At 62.9% G+C, this 14,927-nt stretch carries 14 protein-coding genes and 2 pseudogenes; 6 read left to right on the top strand and 10 right to left on the bottom strand.

What is annotated here, in order from left to right; all coding sequences use genetic code 11:
• Positions 1 to 92 precede the first annotated feature (92 nt).
• Genes OC445_RS15080 through OC445_RS15065 form a run of 4 tightly spaced genes read left to right on the top strand, consistent with a single transcriptional unit; the run spans position 93 to position 2,834 of the window.
• Positions 93 to 458 (top strand): cupin domain-containing protein, encoded by a 366-nt coding sequence (locus OC445_RS15080; protein WP_198790591.1) that lies wholly within the window; start codon positions 93 to 95, stop codon positions 456 to 458.
• 13 nt (positions 459 to 471) lie between these two features.
• Positions 472 to 1,293, top strand: coding sequence for a molybdenum cofactor biosynthesis F family protein (locus tag OC445_RS15075; RefSeq protein WP_198790592.1), 822 nt, complete (start codon positions 472 to 474; stop codon positions 1,291 to 1,293).
• A complete protein-coding gene (locus tag OC445_RS15070; protein WP_198790593.1) occupies positions 1,286 to 2,089 on the top strand; it encodes an SDR family NAD(P)-dependent oxidoreductase in 804 nt (267 codons plus the stop codon). The genes OC445_RS15075 and OC445_RS15070 overlap by 8 nt, the downstream gene beginning before the upstream one ends.
• Positions 2,079 to 2,834 (top strand): SDR family oxidoreductase, encoded by a 756-nt coding sequence (locus tag OC445_RS15065; RefSeq protein WP_057974995.1) that lies wholly within the window; start codon positions 2,079 to 2,081, stop codon positions 2,832 to 2,834. The genes OC445_RS15070 and OC445_RS15065 overlap by 11 nt, the downstream gene beginning before the upstream one ends.
• A gap of 117 nt (positions 2,835 to 2,951) precedes the next feature.
• On the opposite strand, the pseudogene OC445_RS27135 reads toward OC445_RS15065, so the two are convergent.
• The 4 genes and pseudogenes from OC445_RS27135 to OC445_RS15050 all read right to left on the bottom strand — a co-directional run.
• Positions 2,952 to 3,041: pseudogene (locus OC445_RS27135) on the bottom strand (hypothetical protein); the annotation flags it as partial.
• A 115-nt stretch (positions 3,042 to 3,156) separates the two neighbouring features.
• Positions 3,157 to 4,098, bottom strand: coding sequence for a transcriptional regulator FeaR (gene feaR, locus OC445_RS15060; protein WP_054897406.1), 942 nt, complete (start codon positions 4,096 to 4,098; stop codon positions 3,157 to 3,159).
• 114 nt (positions 4,099 to 4,212) lie between these two features.
• Positions 4,213 to 4,779, bottom strand: coding sequence for a DUF3156 family protein (locus OC445_RS15055; RefSeq protein ID WP_057974996.1), 567 nt, complete (start codon positions 4,777 to 4,779; stop codon positions 4,213 to 4,215).
• The gene (locus OC445_RS15050) at positions 4,742 to 6,241 is read right to left on the bottom strand and encodes an APC family permease (RefSeq protein WP_252950983.1); all 1,500 of its coding nucleotides are present in this window, start codon (positions 6,239 to 6,241) and stop codon (positions 4,742 to 4,744) included. The genes OC445_RS15055 and OC445_RS15050 overlap by 38 nt, the downstream gene beginning before the upstream one ends.
• Positions 6,242 to 6,458: 217 nt before the next feature.
• Here OC445_RS15050 and OC445_RS15045 point away from each other — a divergent pair, with 217 nt between their 5' ends.
• On the top strand, positions 6,459 to 7,781 hold the full coding sequence (locus tag OC445_RS15045; RefSeq protein WP_054917508.1) for a hypothetical protein: 1,323 nt from the start codon (positions 6,459 to 6,461) through the stop codon (positions 7,779 to 7,781).
• A gap of 32 nt (positions 7,782 to 7,813) precedes the next feature.
• Here OC445_RS15045 and OC445_RS15040 read toward each other — a convergent pair.
• Together OC445_RS15040 and OC445_RS15035 are read right to left on the bottom strand one after the other, a co-directional pair.
• Positions 7,814 to 8,287 (bottom strand): annotated as a pseudogene (locus OC445_RS15040) (flavin reductase family protein); the annotation flags it as partial.
• A 56-nt stretch (positions 8,288 to 8,343) separates the two neighbouring features.
• The gene (locus OC445_RS15035) at positions 8,344 to 9,513 is read right to left on the bottom strand and encodes a p-hydroxyphenylacetate 3-hydroxylase oxygenase component (protein WP_034128200.1); all 1,170 of its coding nucleotides are present in this window, start codon (positions 9,511 to 9,513) and stop codon (positions 8,344 to 8,346) included.
• A gap of 235 nt (positions 9,514 to 9,748) precedes the next feature.
• Between OC445_RS15035 and OC445_RS15030 the strand changes: the two genes are divergently transcribed.
• The gene (locus tag OC445_RS15030; protein WP_198790595.1) at positions 9,749 to 11,236 is read left to right on the top strand and encodes an aldehyde dehydrogenase family protein; all 1,488 of its coding nucleotides are present in this window, start codon (positions 9,749 to 9,751) and stop codon (positions 11,234 to 11,236) included.
• A gap of 107 nt (positions 11,237 to 11,343) precedes the next feature.
• On the opposite strand, the gene OC445_RS15025 is transcribed toward OC445_RS15030, so the two are convergent.
• The 4 genes from OC445_RS15025 to OC445_RS15010 form a co-directional block, all read right to left on the bottom strand.
• Positions 11,344 to 11,748, bottom strand: coding sequence for a RidA family protein (locus tag OC445_RS15025; protein WP_054897401.1), 405 nt, complete (start codon positions 11,746 to 11,748; stop codon positions 11,344 to 11,346).
• Positions 11,749 to 12,051: 303 nt separating this feature from the next.
• Positions 12,052 to 12,984 (bottom strand): pyridoxamine 5'-phosphate oxidase family protein, encoded by a 933-nt coding sequence (locus tag OC445_RS15020; RefSeq protein ID WP_198790596.1) that lies wholly within the window; start codon positions 12,982 to 12,984, stop codon positions 12,052 to 12,054.
• 79 nt (positions 12,985 to 13,063) lie between these two features.
• Complete coding sequence (locus tag OC445_RS15015) at positions 13,064 to 13,948, bottom strand: LysR family transcriptional regulator (RefSeq protein WP_034128203.1); 885 nt, start codon at positions 13,946 to 13,948, stop codon at positions 13,064 to 13,066.
• Positions 13,948 to 14,868 (bottom strand): LysR family transcriptional regulator, encoded by a 921-nt coding sequence (locus OC445_RS15010; protein WP_198790597.1) that lies wholly within the window; start codon positions 14,866 to 14,868, stop codon positions 13,948 to 13,950. The genes OC445_RS15015 and OC445_RS15010 overlap by 1 nt, the downstream gene beginning before the upstream one ends.
• Between the last annotated feature and the right edge of the window lie 59 nt (positions 14,869 to 14,927).

The raw sequence follows: 14,927 nt of genomic DNA, 5'->3' as shown, positions 1-14,927 counted from the left end.
AACGCGTGCTTCCTGAATGAACGCGGCGCCTGTGAGTTTTTCGCGAGCAAGCTCGTTCCTACAAAAATCTCGTACTTATCGGAGCATCTGCCATGACACTTACCACCCTCAAACACAACGTCCAGCTGTCGGAACTCGACGCCTGGGGCACCGTGGCCGACCTCGGCTCGCAAATCCTCGAAGGCGAAGTACGCGCCTTCGGCAAGATGACCTTTGGCGCGCCCACCGATGCGGTCAGCAGCGCGTACTTCGGCACGACCCAGGGCAAGTTCCGCATGGTCTACCCCTTCGCCGAGCAAGCAACAGTAGTGACCGGCGAAGTGGTGCTGACCGACGAGTCCACCGGCCAATCCACCCGCTACAAGGCCGGTGACAGCTGGTTCGTGACCAAGGGCACGCCGGTGCTGTGGGAAGTGGTCAGCGAGAGTTTCGTCAAACACTACTTCGCCGTCGTGTAAGGGAGGCGTTGCCATGTCGAATTCATCTGACTGGATCACCGTGGGCGCCCTGGCCGACGGTTTTGCACCCGAGGCGTTCATCCTGCCGACCCTGGCCGACCTGGCCGGCCAGACCTTCACCCTGCACTTTGCCAATGGCTGGCAGATCGAACACCGCTTCGAACAGGAGCGCTTGGCCTGGCACGCCGCCGATGGCCACTCCAGCGGCAGCGCCGTCTACCGCGCCAGCTCCATTCGCCCGGGCCTGTACCTGGTGGACTTTATCAAGCACGAGGCGGGGCAAAGCTGGTCGATCAGCCTGGTGCTGGACACGCCAACTGCGTCCTTTACCGCGGTGATTGGCCGTATGCCGGAACCGGCAGAGACCCACGAAGGCCTTTACCACCGCGCCCTGGCTGGCAAACCGCTGACCTCGGTACAGGTTGACTTCCTCCACGGCAGCCTCGACCGGCCGTGGCAGGAGGGCCACTGCCTGCACGCCCCCACCGACGAGTTGGTCGGCCTGCGCAACCACTACCGCTACAGCCCCAGCGAGGTCTACGAACACATCTACCTCAACCCGCGGTTCTACGCCTGGCAATGCCTTGAGGGCGTGGAGAAAGGCTTGTGCGACACCGACCGCTGCCATTACTACAAGATCGCCGAACAGCTATACCTGTTCGTCTGGCAGGAGAAGATCGTACCGACCCTCGGCCTGGTGCTGATCGACCTGCAACAGCACCGCAGCGACGGCAAGATCTTCGGCTATGCCGGGGCGTCCTTCGACGCGCTGTCGAACTTCCCGATCAGTTCCTATTGCCAGGTGCTCAACCGCACAGAGTACCCCCGTGACTGAGCCGCGCACGGTGGTGATCACCGGGGCCGGCACCGGCATCGGCGCTGCCTGCGCACGCTTGTACGCACAGGAAGGCGCGCATCTGGTGCTGATCGGTCGGCGTCGTGAGCCACTGGAACAGGTGGCGCAAGACACCGGCGGGCTGATCCTGGTGGGCGATGCCGCCTGCCCGGACACCTGGGACGGCTTCATCCAACAAATCCGTAGCCACTTCGGGCACCTCGATGTGCTGCTGGCCTGTGCCGGTGGCCACGGGCTGGGCAGTGCGACCCAGACCAGCCCGGCCACCTGGGAAGACGCGCTGCGCAGCAACCTCGACAGTGCGTTTTACAGCGCCCGCGCCTGCCTGCCGCTGTTGCAGGAAAGCGCCGGGAACATCGTGCTGATTGGCTCCATCGCCTCATTGGCGGCAGGCCCCGAGGTGTGTGGCTACACCACCGCCAAGCATGCGCTGCTCGGGCTCAACCGCTCGCTGGCCCGTGATTATGGGCCCCATGGCGTGCGCGTGAACGCGGTGTGCCCAGGCTGGGTGCACACGCCGATGGCCGACGCGGAGATGCAGCCGTTGATGGAGGCGTACGGCGAAACCTTGCAGCAGGCCTATGCGCGTGTGTGTGCCGATGTCCCGCTGCGGCGCGCCGCCCGTGCCGACGAGATCGCCAAGGTGTGCCGCTTCCTGGCCAGCGACGACGCCTCGATCATTACCGGCGCCACGTTGGTGGCGGACGGTGGCTCCAGCATCGTCGACGTGCCGACGCTGGCGTTTACGCACCTGGAGCCTGCCCATGACGAATGACCTGGATTTCAGCGGCCAGGTCGTGCTGGTCACCGGCGGCGCCCAGGGCATTGGCCTGGGCATCGTCCAGGCCTTTGCCCAACGCGGTGCGCGAGTGGTGATTGCCGACCGTAGGGTTGAACAGGCTGAAGCCCTGGCTGCCGGGTTATGCGCGCAGGGGCATCACGTTGACGCCGTTGGCGTTGATCTGGCGGATGCCGAAGCGGTGTTCGCCTGCGTCCAAGGCTTGGCGCAACTGGATGTGCTGGTGCACAACGCCGGGTATTTTCCGCTGACCGCCTTTGCCGACATTACCCCAACGATCCTGGAGCGCACCCTGGCGGTGAACCTGTCGGCGCTGTTCTGGCTGACCCAGGCGGCGTTGCCGATGTTTCGCGAACAAGGCCGGGGCTGCGTGCTGGTGACGTCTTCGGTCACCGGCAACCGGGTCGGTTATCCGGGGCTGAGCCACTATGCGGCGTCCAAGGCCGGGGTGAATGGGTTTATCCGCAATGCAGCGCTGGAGCTGGCGCCGTTGAATGTGCGGGTCAACGGCGTGGAGCCCGGCATGATCGCCACCCCGGCGATGGATAACCTGGGCGATGCGGCCGTGAATGACAGCATCGCCCGCCGTGTGCCGCTGGGGCGCCTGGGCGCGGCGGCGGATATTGCCGGGGCGATGGTGTTTCTGGCCTCTGACCTGGCGGGCTATATCACCGGGCAGACGCTGGTGGTGGATGGTGGCGCGACGCTGCCCGAAATCTGAAACCCGATCGTTCCCACGCTCTGCGTGGGAATGCATCCTGTGACGCTCCGCGTCACGACTTCTGGCGCGGGACGCGGAGCGTCCGGGGCGACGTTCCCACGCGGAGCGTAGGAACGATCACGCTTGCACCGCCTGCAACCGGCTGGAACGAAAATCCTTGGGCGATACTTCGAACTGCTTCTTGAACGAGCGGCTGAAATGCGCCGAGCCGATCGTTCCCACGCTCTGCGTGGGAATGCATCCTGTGACGCTCCGCGTCACGACTTCTGGAGCGGGACGCGGAGCGTCCGGGGCGGCGTTCCCACGCGGAGCGTGGGAACGATCACGCTTGCACCGCCTGCAACCGGCTGGAACGAAAATCCTTGGGCGATACTTCGAACTGCTTCTTGAACGAGCGGCTGAAGTGCGCCGAGTCGGTAAAACCCCACTTGTAGGCAATCGAGGTGATCGACTCACTGCGCAGGAACGGGTTGGTCAAGTCATCTGCACTGCGCTTGAGCCGTGCGCGCTGGATATAGCGGCAGACGCTGTCATCCTGTTCTTCAAACAGACGGTACAGGTGCCGCACCGAGATATTCAGGCGGTTGGCCAGGCCGATGGGGCTCAGGCCTGGCTGGCTCAGCGACTCATCAATGACTTTTTGCACATAGCTGCGCAGGTTATTGCCGTGCAACGCAGCAACGCCCTCGCGGCACTCGTCGCCCTGCTCCAACGCCGAACCCAACAGCGAGACGAAGGCCGCTTGCAGCGCCTCCACTTGCGTGGCGTCATCGTCGGTATCGTCCTTGCACAGTTGGTCCATCAGCACATGCAGCATGCGCCCACAGGCCTTGGTCGAGGAGATCTTGCCGAAGGCCCGTGCCTGACCGCCCAGGTGCTTGCATACCGCGTTGCGCGACAGGGACAGCGAGGCGTGTTCGATCAGGCCGAAGGGGGTGATTTCGATGGAGCCCACCGAGTCCATCAACAGCATCTCGCCAGGCGCCAGTTGCACGGTCTGCTCATTTTGGGTGATTTGCGAATAGCCGCTGCGCTGGCTGACCAGGAAACATTCCTGGTCGTTGTCATGGTCGGCGTGGTGCGTCGGGCGCTTGATCAGCCCGGCATTGGTGCGCAGGATGGCCAAGCCACGCGGCAGGTTATGGATCTCGCCGATAAACAGCGAACGGTTGAAAGCCAGTTCGGTATCGAAGTGGCCGCACGCGTCGCGCAGTTCGCGGTTCCAGCTGTCGAGCCCGTCGGGTGCATGCTGTGGGATGCTCATTGGGTGTCTCCGCAGTGGCGTTATTCTTGTTGTTCTGGCGCAATAGTTAACATGTTATCTATATGCGCGCAACAACAACCTGTTTGCCCTTTGCAGAAGCACTAATGGTGCCAATCAGAGGTCCGACAATACCCGCCGCAATCCGGCCAGTACGACCAAGAGATACCCGCGTTGCTCGGTGCTCAACGCAATGTAGCGCCGGAACGCCGGCATGCGGTTGACCACCTCACTGCCGCCCATATGCTCCAGGCGCACGCACCATTGCTGGTCTTGCAGCTCGATGCGCAGGCGCTTGAAATCCAGCGGCATCAACGCCTGGAACAACGCGCTGTCAGCCTGCAAACGCGCCTGCAACTCACGGCCCAGTGCCTGGTTGCCAGCGCGGCGCCGCACATGAATACCGCTGCGCCGGATCGCGCCGCCATGGTGCACCTCGAAGCTGCCAGCGCCACCCGCTGCAGCAGGAACGCGCAGGACACATTCGGTCAGCACCAGGTGCATCAACAACTGCGACTCGGTGCGCTCGACAATCTCGAAGGCCACACCGCCCACTTCAAGGCTTGCCAAGCCCAGGTCACGCCGCAGGTGGGCCAGGGTCACCCCCGGCCGATACCCGCTGGGTGCGCGGTCAGCACGAAACAGCTCAAACAGTTTTTGCCGCAAGGTCGCTATAACCCTCATGGGCGTGCCCCGGTTCGTGATTGAATTCCTTGGCCAACACCTCCTCAACGCAGGCGGGCTTGAAGGGGTTGACCTTCTGCACCACCAGGGTCCAGAACAGCGCATAGGTGGCCGTCACGCCGAGCATCACGCCAAACGGCACGTAGATGTCAGCCGGCTTCATGCCTGGCGGAGTGATAAACCACATGCCCAGCAGGATGCCGATGCTGGAGACGATCTGCGGCAGCGGGAACCACGGCGAACGATAGGCCCGAGGCAAGTCCGGACGGCGAACGCGCAGGATCACCACCGACAAGGTCACCAACAGGTAAGCAAAACTCCACGCGCACACCGCCGCCAGCACGAGGTGCATGATGTTGTCGGTGTTGCCGCCCAGGTACAGCGCATGCAGGCACGGAATCAACATGGCCACCAGGATGCACAACAGCGGCGTCTTGAAACGCGGGTGCAGGTAGGTGAACACCTTGGGCAAGGCGCCATCCACCGCCATGCCGTAGAGGATGCGCGGCACGCCGGCCATCAGGGTATTGATGGTCGCAGCGCCAGCGAACAGAAAGCCAATACCCAGCCACAACGGGCCGATCTGCCCCATTACCTGTTCGGCAAATCGGGGGATGGCCATGGGTGTGTCCAGCAGGTGCACGCCGGACGCGGCGTCGAGCACGACGTTTTCCACCTGGCGCTTCATCGCCGCGCCATAGATGAACATGCACGTCGCCACGCCCATCAGCCCGAGCATCATCGCCCGTGGCATCACCTTGGCCGATTGGCGCAGGTCCGGCGCCAGCGGGGTGACGAACTCGCAACCCACGAACATGAACATCGCCATGCCCACCAGCGACAGCACGGTGACCAGGTCGGTGCCTACCAGCGACTCACCGAACCAGCCCTCCAATTGCACCGCTGGCGCGGCGATCAGGCCCAGTACGCCGAACACCATCAGGGTGGTCCACATGCCGAAGGTCAGGATGATCTCGGCGCGGCCAAATGCGCTGACGCCAAAGGCGTTCAGCACGCCGAACACCAGTACGAAACCGACGCCCAGCAACCACGAGCCGCCGGCCGACTCTGCCAGGGTGTTGAGGTGTTCGAAGTTCACCAGGGCCATGACGCCGGCGAGGATGGTTTCGGCGGTGCCGGCGAACACATGCACGATCAGGTAGGCCGACAAGGTCCCGGTGATCGCAAAGAACCGGCCCATGCCGCAGTTGATGTAGTCGTACACCGAACCGGTGGTGGGCAGCATCGAGGCGGCCTCGGCAAAGGTTGTCGCCTGGGCCAGCATCATCACCACGGCGATCAGCATCGCCAGGGCAAACGCGCTGCCACCGATGCCAAAACCCATGGTGGCGGTGAGAATCACCGGGCTGGCCATGATCAGGCCGATGGTGCTGGCCAACGCAGTGGGAAAACCTACCGTGCCCCGGTTGAGGTGTGCGGTGAGTCGGTCGTTGATCGACATGGAGGGGTCCTCGAAGCGGTTTTTTTTAATGTGTCGGCACTCTGCGCCCCACTCCCGTTGATCGTCTTGCCCCTGTCTGCCGCCGGTTTTGTTGCTGCCTGCCAAGGCCTGCTGCCTGGCGGGCAGAGTCAATTGCCTGGCACGCAGGGAAAAGACTTGGCCTCACACCGCTCGCCCTAATGCGCCCTCACTCTTAACCAAGATGGGGGCAATAACAATGGAGCACACACTGAAAAACCGCTGCCTGCGCCAGACGGTCGGCCTGGGCGTGGCACTGTTGGTGGGCCAGGCGCAGGCCATCGAGTTGTATGCGGACGCCGACACCCAGGTCACCGGCAACTTCCTCGCCGTGTACGGTATGTTCAACAGCCCGAAGAACTACGATGGGCGCAGCGGCGGCGCCACTTGGCGTGAGGCGTTCATCAAGTACGGTCTGAGCGTCGAACAGCGCCTGGGCAACCTGGGCGGTGTGTATGGCACGGCCAACCTGGTGAGTTCCGGTACCTGGGGCGACGGCGATGCGGCCGGATTGACCAACGGCACCGAGCGCACCACCAAGTTTGACGAAGCCTTCGCCGGCTGGCGGTCTGGCGAGTTGTTACCGGCGCTGGGCAAGGACGGCCTGGACCTGTCGTTCGGTCGCCAGATCATCATGCTCGGCGACGGTTTTATCCTTAACGACGACGGCCCCAACCTGGGCAATGGCGTCGGCGACGGCGAGTTCAATCGCGGCGGCGCCTACTACATCGCCGCACGCCATGCCTTCGATAAGACGGCGGTGATTCGCCTGGGCGGCAAGGACGGTGTGCACGGCAGCCTGATGTGGATCAAGTCCGACAACCGCGCCCAGGCCCTCACCGAAATGGCCGCCGGCACCCTGGAATACAGTGCCGCGCCGGGCACCCTGGGGTTGACCTATATTCACGGCATCGATGTGGATGAGCGCTTCGCCACCGACCTGCAGCGCCAGCGCAAAGGCATGAACCTCTACAGCCTGCGCGGCACCGGCAATGCCGGTATCGACAACGCGCACTTCGCCTTCGAACTGGCGCGCCAAAGCCGTCGCGATGGCCAGGAAAATGCCGGTTACGCCGAAGCCGGCTACACCTTCGCCAACCTGCCGTGGTCACCGGACCTGACCTACCGCTACGCCCGTTATTCGAAGAACTGGGACGGCATGTTTTCAGGTTTCAACCGTGGCTACGGCACCTGGGTGCAGGGCGAAGTGGCGGGCAACTATTCCGGCCCCTTCAACAGTAATACCGCCGTGCAGCACGTGGCGCTCAAGGTCAAACCACTGGAGAACATCACCCTGGGGGCGCTGTTCTTCGACTACAACACCGTCAGTACCCGCGGCCAATTGAACCTGGATGGCCGCGAACTGGACCTGTATGCCGAATGGGCCGTCAACGAGCACCTGATCATCACGCCGCTGCTGGGCCTGTACAAACCCGATAAATCAGCCGATACCGGTGGCAATCAGGTCGGCGGCAACGGCACCAATGTCTACAGCCAACTGGTGGTCGCCGTGCCGTTCTAAACTGCTTCGGGCGCGCAGGGAGGCAGCGCCCGGACCTCGGCATAGGCGCCCTGATGATAGAGCAGCGGCGCACGGCCAAAATCATCGAAGGCCACCACCTTGCCGATCATGATCCAATGGTCGCCGCCGTCTACCTGCTGGTATTTCTCGCAGTGAAAACGCGCCGAGCAATCGGCGAATACCGGCGAGCCACCCTCCCCCGGCTCGTACTCGACCAGGGCGAAGCGGTCTTCACGGGGGCGGGCAAAATTGTTCGACAGGTGCACCTGGTCCGCCGCCAAGACATTCACGGCAAAGTGGCTGGCCTCCTCGAACACGGCATGGCTGTTGGAGCGCTTGTCGATGCTCCAGAGCACCAGCGGCGGGTCGAGGGATACCGAGTTGAAACTGTTGGCCGTCACGCCCACCTTGCGCCCGGAGGCGGTGGCGGCGGTGACCACGGTCACGCCAGTGGCAAAATTGCCCAAGGCGCGACGAAAGGCTCGTGGGTCGAATACGTCGGACATGCAAGACTCCCGGGTGGCCTCTATGGGCCGCCCTGATTGTTGTAGGGAAAACGCAGCTACACCATGCTCGGGTCGGGTTCCAGGCCCATCAGCTCACGGCCAAGGATCTGCGCGCACACGTCATAGTCGGTGTAGGCATGCGCGCCCGTCATGTGGGCATCGCGGAACAGGCGCTGCATTTCGTTGTGTTCGAACCAGGCATTGCCACCGGCGGCGGCGAACAGCCGGTCTACCGCTTCGATGCACATCTTGGTGGCGTAGGCCTGGTTGGTGCGCCAGAACGCCAGGGTTTCTCGCGCTGGGTAGCGGTGGGCGGCGCTGTGTTCGGCGTGGTCTTGCCAGGTCTTCTCCAAAAACGCCCGAGCAGCGGCCACCTGGTGGGTGGACTCGGCCAGGCGCATCAGCGCCGGGGTCGCTGCGCCGACGGCGGCACCGGTATAGGCGCGCACACGGTTTTTGGTTTTTTCGCGGAACACCTCCAGCATGCGCTCGGCCACGCCGAGGCTGACGGTGGAAAAACCACTGGCGAAATACGGCCGGTACGGCGCGTAGAAAATCTGGCTGTCTGGGTAGAGACCAAAGCCTGCAGACTTGCCCTCCATCATGTCCTTGGCCTTCTGGATCCGGTGCTCAGGCACCCAGGCGTTGTCGATGATCAGGGTCTTGGTGCCGCTGCCTTTCATACCGGCCGCGAACCAGTCATCGCGGATCTGATAGTCACTGCGCGGCAGCACGGCAAAGCAGTAATCCTGGGTCCCTTCGGTATTCTGGCGACGGCAGCCGACAATCGCCCACTCGCCATGATCACAACCGCTGCTCCAGCCCATCTCGCCACTGAAGTACACGCCGCCCTCGCCCTCGGTCACCCGGCCGAACGGCGCAATACTGCTGCTGGCCGTGGCATCCGGGTTGGCGCCCCAGATCTCCTCCTGCAACTGCGCCGAGAACAGCGCCAGTTGATGGCTATGGGTACACAACAAACTCATGGCCCAGGCGGTGCTGGCGCAACTGCCGGCGAGCAAGGCGATGCAGTCGGCGAATTCGGGCAGCGACAGTTCCAGGCCACCGAATGCCTTGGGCTGGAAGGCGCGGTGCAGGCCGATGCTTTTGAGCAGCGCGATATTCTCATCCGGCACCTGGCGCAGCTGTTCGGCACGGCTGGCGTTCGCGGCAATGGCAGGCAGAAGAGGCTTGAGGTCTTCGAGGAGCGGGTTTGGCTTTTTCATGGACGGCCCTGCTTATTATTGGAAGTCCGGCAGGCGCTCCGAATCGTGGAACGGCGCGGGATGCAGGGCCAGTATCAAACGGGTCGTGCAGGCGGGAAATGCACGTTCGGCAGGCAAGCTTGTACTTTTCACAAGCACGGCAGGCACAGGCATAAAAGCTGGCAGGCACAGTCAAGCCGCTTATCAGTGCGTTGGTTAACCTCGGGGTTTCTTTGTGAACTGCCAGGAACCTGCCATGAGCGATATCCCGTTGCTGCCTCAAGTGGAAGCCTTTTTGCGTCGCCGCCATGGGCTGTTTATCGACGGCGCCAGTGTGCACAGCCACACCGACGCACGCCTGAGCGTGACCAACCCCGCCACCGGCCAGGTGATCGCCGACATGGCCGATGCTGACCTGGCGGATATCGACGCTGCGGTCGCTTCTGCCAACCGTGGTTTTCAGCTGTGGTCCCAGGCTGCGCCCGCCATCCGCGGCAACGTGCTGCTTAAATTGGCCGACCTGCTGGAACAGCACCGCGAAGAACTGGCGCAGATCGAAACCTGCCAGTCGGGCAAGATCATCCAGATTTCCCGCGCCTTTGAGGTCGACCAGGCCGCGCACTTCCTGCGCTATTACGCAGGCTGGGCCACCAAGCTCAGCGGCCAGACCCTCACGCCCTCCCTGCCTTCGTTCAATGGCGAGCGTTACACCGCCTTCACCTTGCGCGAACCGGTGGGCGTGGTGGTAGGCATTGTGCCGTGGAATTTCTCGACCATGATCGCCATCTGGAAGCTGGCCTCGGCGCTGGTGACCGGCTGCAGCATCATCATCAAGCCCAGCGAATTCACGCCGCTGACCCTGCTGCGCATCGCCGAACTGGCCATCGACGCCGGCTTGCCGGCGGGGGTGCTCAACGTGCTGACCGGCGGCGGCCATGTCGGCAAGGGGCTGGTGGAACATCCCGGCACGCACAAGGTGTCCTTCACCGGCTCAGTACCCACCGGTATTGCAGTAGGCCGCAGTGCCATGGGCGCCGGGCTGACCCGCGCGACCCTGGAACTGGGTGGCAAGAACGCCGCCGGCTTCCTGCGCGACATGGATGTAGACAAAGCGGTGGATGGCATTATCGAAGCGGGTTTCCTGCACTCGGGGCAAATCTGCGCAGCGGCCGAACGTTTCTTCGTGCACAGCTCGCAAATCGACGCTGTGCTGGAAAAACTCAAGGCGCGTCTCAGCCGCCTGACCATCGGCTCGCCCCTGGATGAACACACCGAATTCGGCCCGGTGACCCACCAGCAACACCAACAAAAACTGCTCGGCTACTTCAACCAGGCCCGCACCGAAAACAACACGATCATCCACGGCGGCCACCTCATCGACCGTCCCGGCTGCTACGTCGAACCCACCGTGATCCTGGCCAACCACCTGCACGACACCCTGCTCAACGAAGAAACCTTCGGCCCCATCGCCACCTTCCTGCCCTACGACGACGAAGACGAACTGCTGGCGCTGATGAACCACGGGCCCTACGGGTTGAGTGCCAGCCTGTGGACCAACGACCTGGGCAAGGCCCTGCGCATGATCCCGGCGATCAAGGCAGGCACCTTGTGGGTGAACATGCACACCCTGCTCGACCCGGCGGTGCCGTTTGGCGGCAGCCGGTCTTCGGGGTTAGGCCGGGAGTTTGGTGGTGCGTTTATTGAGGATTACACCGAGCTTAAGTCGGTGATGATTCGGTATTGAATGGCTGTAGGAGCGAGCCTGCTCGCGAAAAACGTCAACGATAACGCGTGCATCCTGAATAAGTGCGGCGGCTATGGTTTTTTCGCAAGCTCGCTCCTGCAAAAGCCCTAACTGAATGGAACCACCGCCTCCGCCTCAACCTCGATCAACCACTCAGGCAACGACAACCCACTGACGATAATCCACGAAGACGGCGGCGGGTTGTGCGCGAAGCGCTGGCGCAGCGCCTCGACAATCGGCTCCTGCTGATCCCGGGCAGATTCGACGATATACAGCCGCAGCATGATCACATGAGACAGGTCGCCCCCCACCTCGGTCAGCACCTTTTCGACATTGTCCAACGCCGTGGCCGTCTGCTCGGCAATACCTGGGCCCACCGTACGCTCTTGAGCATCAACCCCCACCTGCCCGGACAGCATGATCCGCCGACCCTCTGGCACTTCCATGGCCTGGCTGAAACCGTATTGCAGGGAGTTGAATACCGTCGTGGGATTAATGACCTTTCGTTGCATGACCAATCCTTGTTTGTCAGTAGGAAGACAAGGCTAACCTAGAGACTCTGCCCACGCTGACGGTTCAACATCCAGCAACATTTCATGGGGGAAGCGCTGAACCGGGAATGCCCGGGGGCCTGATGAAAACGCGCAAACCCAGCGGACAATGACATTCCCCTGTGGGAGCCGTCGAGCTTTAGCGAGGCCGCGATAGCGGTGGGTCAGGCAATGAATATGTTGACCGTGCCGCCGCCATCGCAGCCTCGCTGGGGCTCGACAGCTCCCACACTGGATAGGCTGCGCCTGGGAGAGTGCGCCAGGCTACCAAGTACCCATCGCCAGGCTGTGCGGCGAAAACTCCGCGAATTGCCACCGCAACGCCAATGCTGCCGGGCGGCGGACCACATGTTCCACCGTTACCGTCCACAGGCGCTGCGCGCCTTCGAACTCAGCCACTTGCGGCCCGCTCAGGATCAACGAAGTACGCCCGGCCACTTGCAGCACGTCACCGGTCTCAAAATCAACAAACAACAACCCCGCCACCGGGTTGGCGTGCAGGTTGCCGAGGGTGTTGAAGAACAGGTTGCCGGCAAAATCCGGGATAGTCAGTACGTTGCCTTCCACGCGCACAAATCCCGTATTGCCGCCTCGGTGGGAGACGTCCACCGAGCGTTCGCCGTGCTGGTCGATGTAGCTGGCGACGAAGAAGGTGTCGGCGTGGCGGATCAGTGCTTGTGCGGCGTCGTCCAGGCGGCAGCTGCGCTCGGCCAGGTTGCCGGGTTTGCGTGCAATGCCAGCGACGGGCCGCAGTTGGATGTACTTGGGGCAATTGCCGAAGGTGTGCACTACGTCCACCGTAAAGCCCTCATCCTCAAGCGATCCGATCCGGCCATTCATGCGATTGCGGCGGCGGGTGTTGAGGTCGATGCCCAGCAGGCCGATCGCCGCGCCATCCGTTATCCCAGCCCAGGCGGGATCGCTTTTGGCGGGCAGGCTGTCGATCTGCAGCGTGTGTGGGTCCGGTGAATGCACAAACCCTGGTGCGCCTTCCAGCATCGTTGCCCAGGGGATGCCTTGTTCGTCTACCACACCCGCGATCAAGTACGGCAGCAGCGGATAAAAATCGCGGTGCTGCTCAGGCAAATGATCACGAATGACCTTGGGCCCGATCATGGCCATGCGTTCAGAAACGCCGGCACTTTCCTGCATGTGTCGTTCGCCGACATGCCAAGGGGTTGCTTCAATCGAGTGCATGGCGCTCACCTCCGGTTAGATACGAGCATGCTGCGCCCAGGCCTTGATAGAGAGAATGCCCACCCAGGGCAATCCACTATTACGCCAACTGAAACGCCGGATGCTCGCGCAACGCGGTGACGCAGTAGTCGACAAAGCTGCGCACGCGCATCGATGCATGACGGCCTTCGCGGTAGACCACATGCACCGGCTGCGGCGGCAACTCGAAGGTAGGCAACAGGCGCTGCAACTGGCCGCTCGCCAGGTGTTCGTGCAGTGGATAACTCAAGGCTCGAATCACGCCCGCCCCCTGCACCGCTGCATTGATCGCGCCTTGGACAGTGGCGCAACGCAGCCGGGCGCGAGCCTTGAGGGTGTAATGCGGGAAATCCCAGTGCACCGGGTCGGCGCTGGCAATCAGATGATGCTGCTTGAGTTCAGCCGGATGCCGGGGTTCGCCCCGGGTCGCCAAGTAAGCGGGGCTGGCACATACAACAGTGCGCACCTGCCCGACTTGCCGCGCAATGAGTGACGAGTTGGGCAATTCGCCGACCAGCACCGCCACGTCCAGCCCTTCTACGTGCAGGTTAGGGAAATAGTCGTGGTAATGCGCGATGACACGCACCGCTGGGTAGCGATCCGCATAACCGGCCAACAGCGGCGCCATGACATAGCGGCTGAACAGTAACGGCAGAAATATCCGCAGGTCGCCCTGGGCCTGCACATGCAAACCGTTGGCCGAGGCCTCGGCCGCGTCCACCGCTGCCAGCAGGCGCACGCAGTCGGCAAGGTAAGCCTGGCCTGCATCGGTCAGGTTGACACCGCGTGTACTACGTTGCAGCAACACCACGCGCAGGCGTGCCTCCAGGCGCGCAACTGCACGTACCAGCGTCGGCCCGGAAACCTGCGCATGACGTGCCGCCGACGCCAGGCTGGGTTGCCCGGCCAGCGCGGCAAACAGCTGCATATCGCGATAACGCTCCATCAGGCACGCTGCTTGGTCGCGGCGTTCAGGGCCGGGTCCTGCCCGAGGCGATGGCTGAGGAAATCCACAAACGTATTGACCTTGGCCGGTACTCGGCCGTTTTGCTGGAACACCACGTGGATCGGCAGCGGCGCCGGTTCGAAATCCTCCAGTACCAGTTCCAGTTCCCCCGCCGCCACCGCTGCCGCGACTTGATAAGACAGCACCCGCGTCATGCCCCACCCCAGGCGAGCCAGGTTGATCGCGGCATTGTTGGCGGTGACAACCAGGCGTGGCGCGATCGGTACCTTCAGCGGCTGGCCAGCGTCAACGAATGTCCACTCACTGACCAGTTGGCTGGACGATGAGGTGACGAGCTTGGCCTCACGCAACTGCTCGGGCCGCTGGGGGCGCCCGTGTTGGTCAAGATAAGCCGGCGATGCGCACACCACCCGGCGTACTTCGCCGACCTTGATCGCTTGCTGCCCGGATTGCTGCAGGTGGCCGATACGCACCGCCACGTCCACACCTTCGTCGGTCATATTGACCACCCTATCGACCAGCAAGGCGTTGATACTCACCAACGGAAAACGGTCCAGATAATCCCCCAGTACCGGCGCCACATACAGCTCGCCAAACAGTACCGGTGCGGTCACCGTCAACTGGCCGCCCGGGATGGAGTAGCTGCCCGCCGCCGCTTCCTCGGCTTCGTCCAGCTCGGCAAGGATGCGTCGGCAATCGTCCAGGTAACGCTGGCCGGCTTCGGTCAAGTGCAGGCTGCGGGTGGTGCGCGCCAGCAACTGCGTGCCGATGCGTTGTTCCATGGCGGCAATGGCGCGGGTCACGCTGGGCGGCGACGTGTTCAGGCGCCGGGCGGCAGTAGCGAAGCCCTCCTCCTCGGCCACGGCCAGGAACACCTGCATTTCATGAAATCGATCCATCTTTACGCCTTCTGATTATGTGTCCCCCTGTGGCGAGGGAGCTTGCTCCCGCTGGGGCG

Source organism: Pseudomonas sp. Pse35, from assembly GCF_024519715.1.
Lineage (GTDB): Bacteria > Pseudomonadota > Gammaproteobacteria > Pseudomonadales > Pseudomonadaceae > Aquipseudomonas > Aquipseudomonas paracarnis.
The sequence above is the reverse complement of the archived record's forward strand: the minus strand, read 5'-3'. Positions and strand labels throughout refer to the sequence as shown.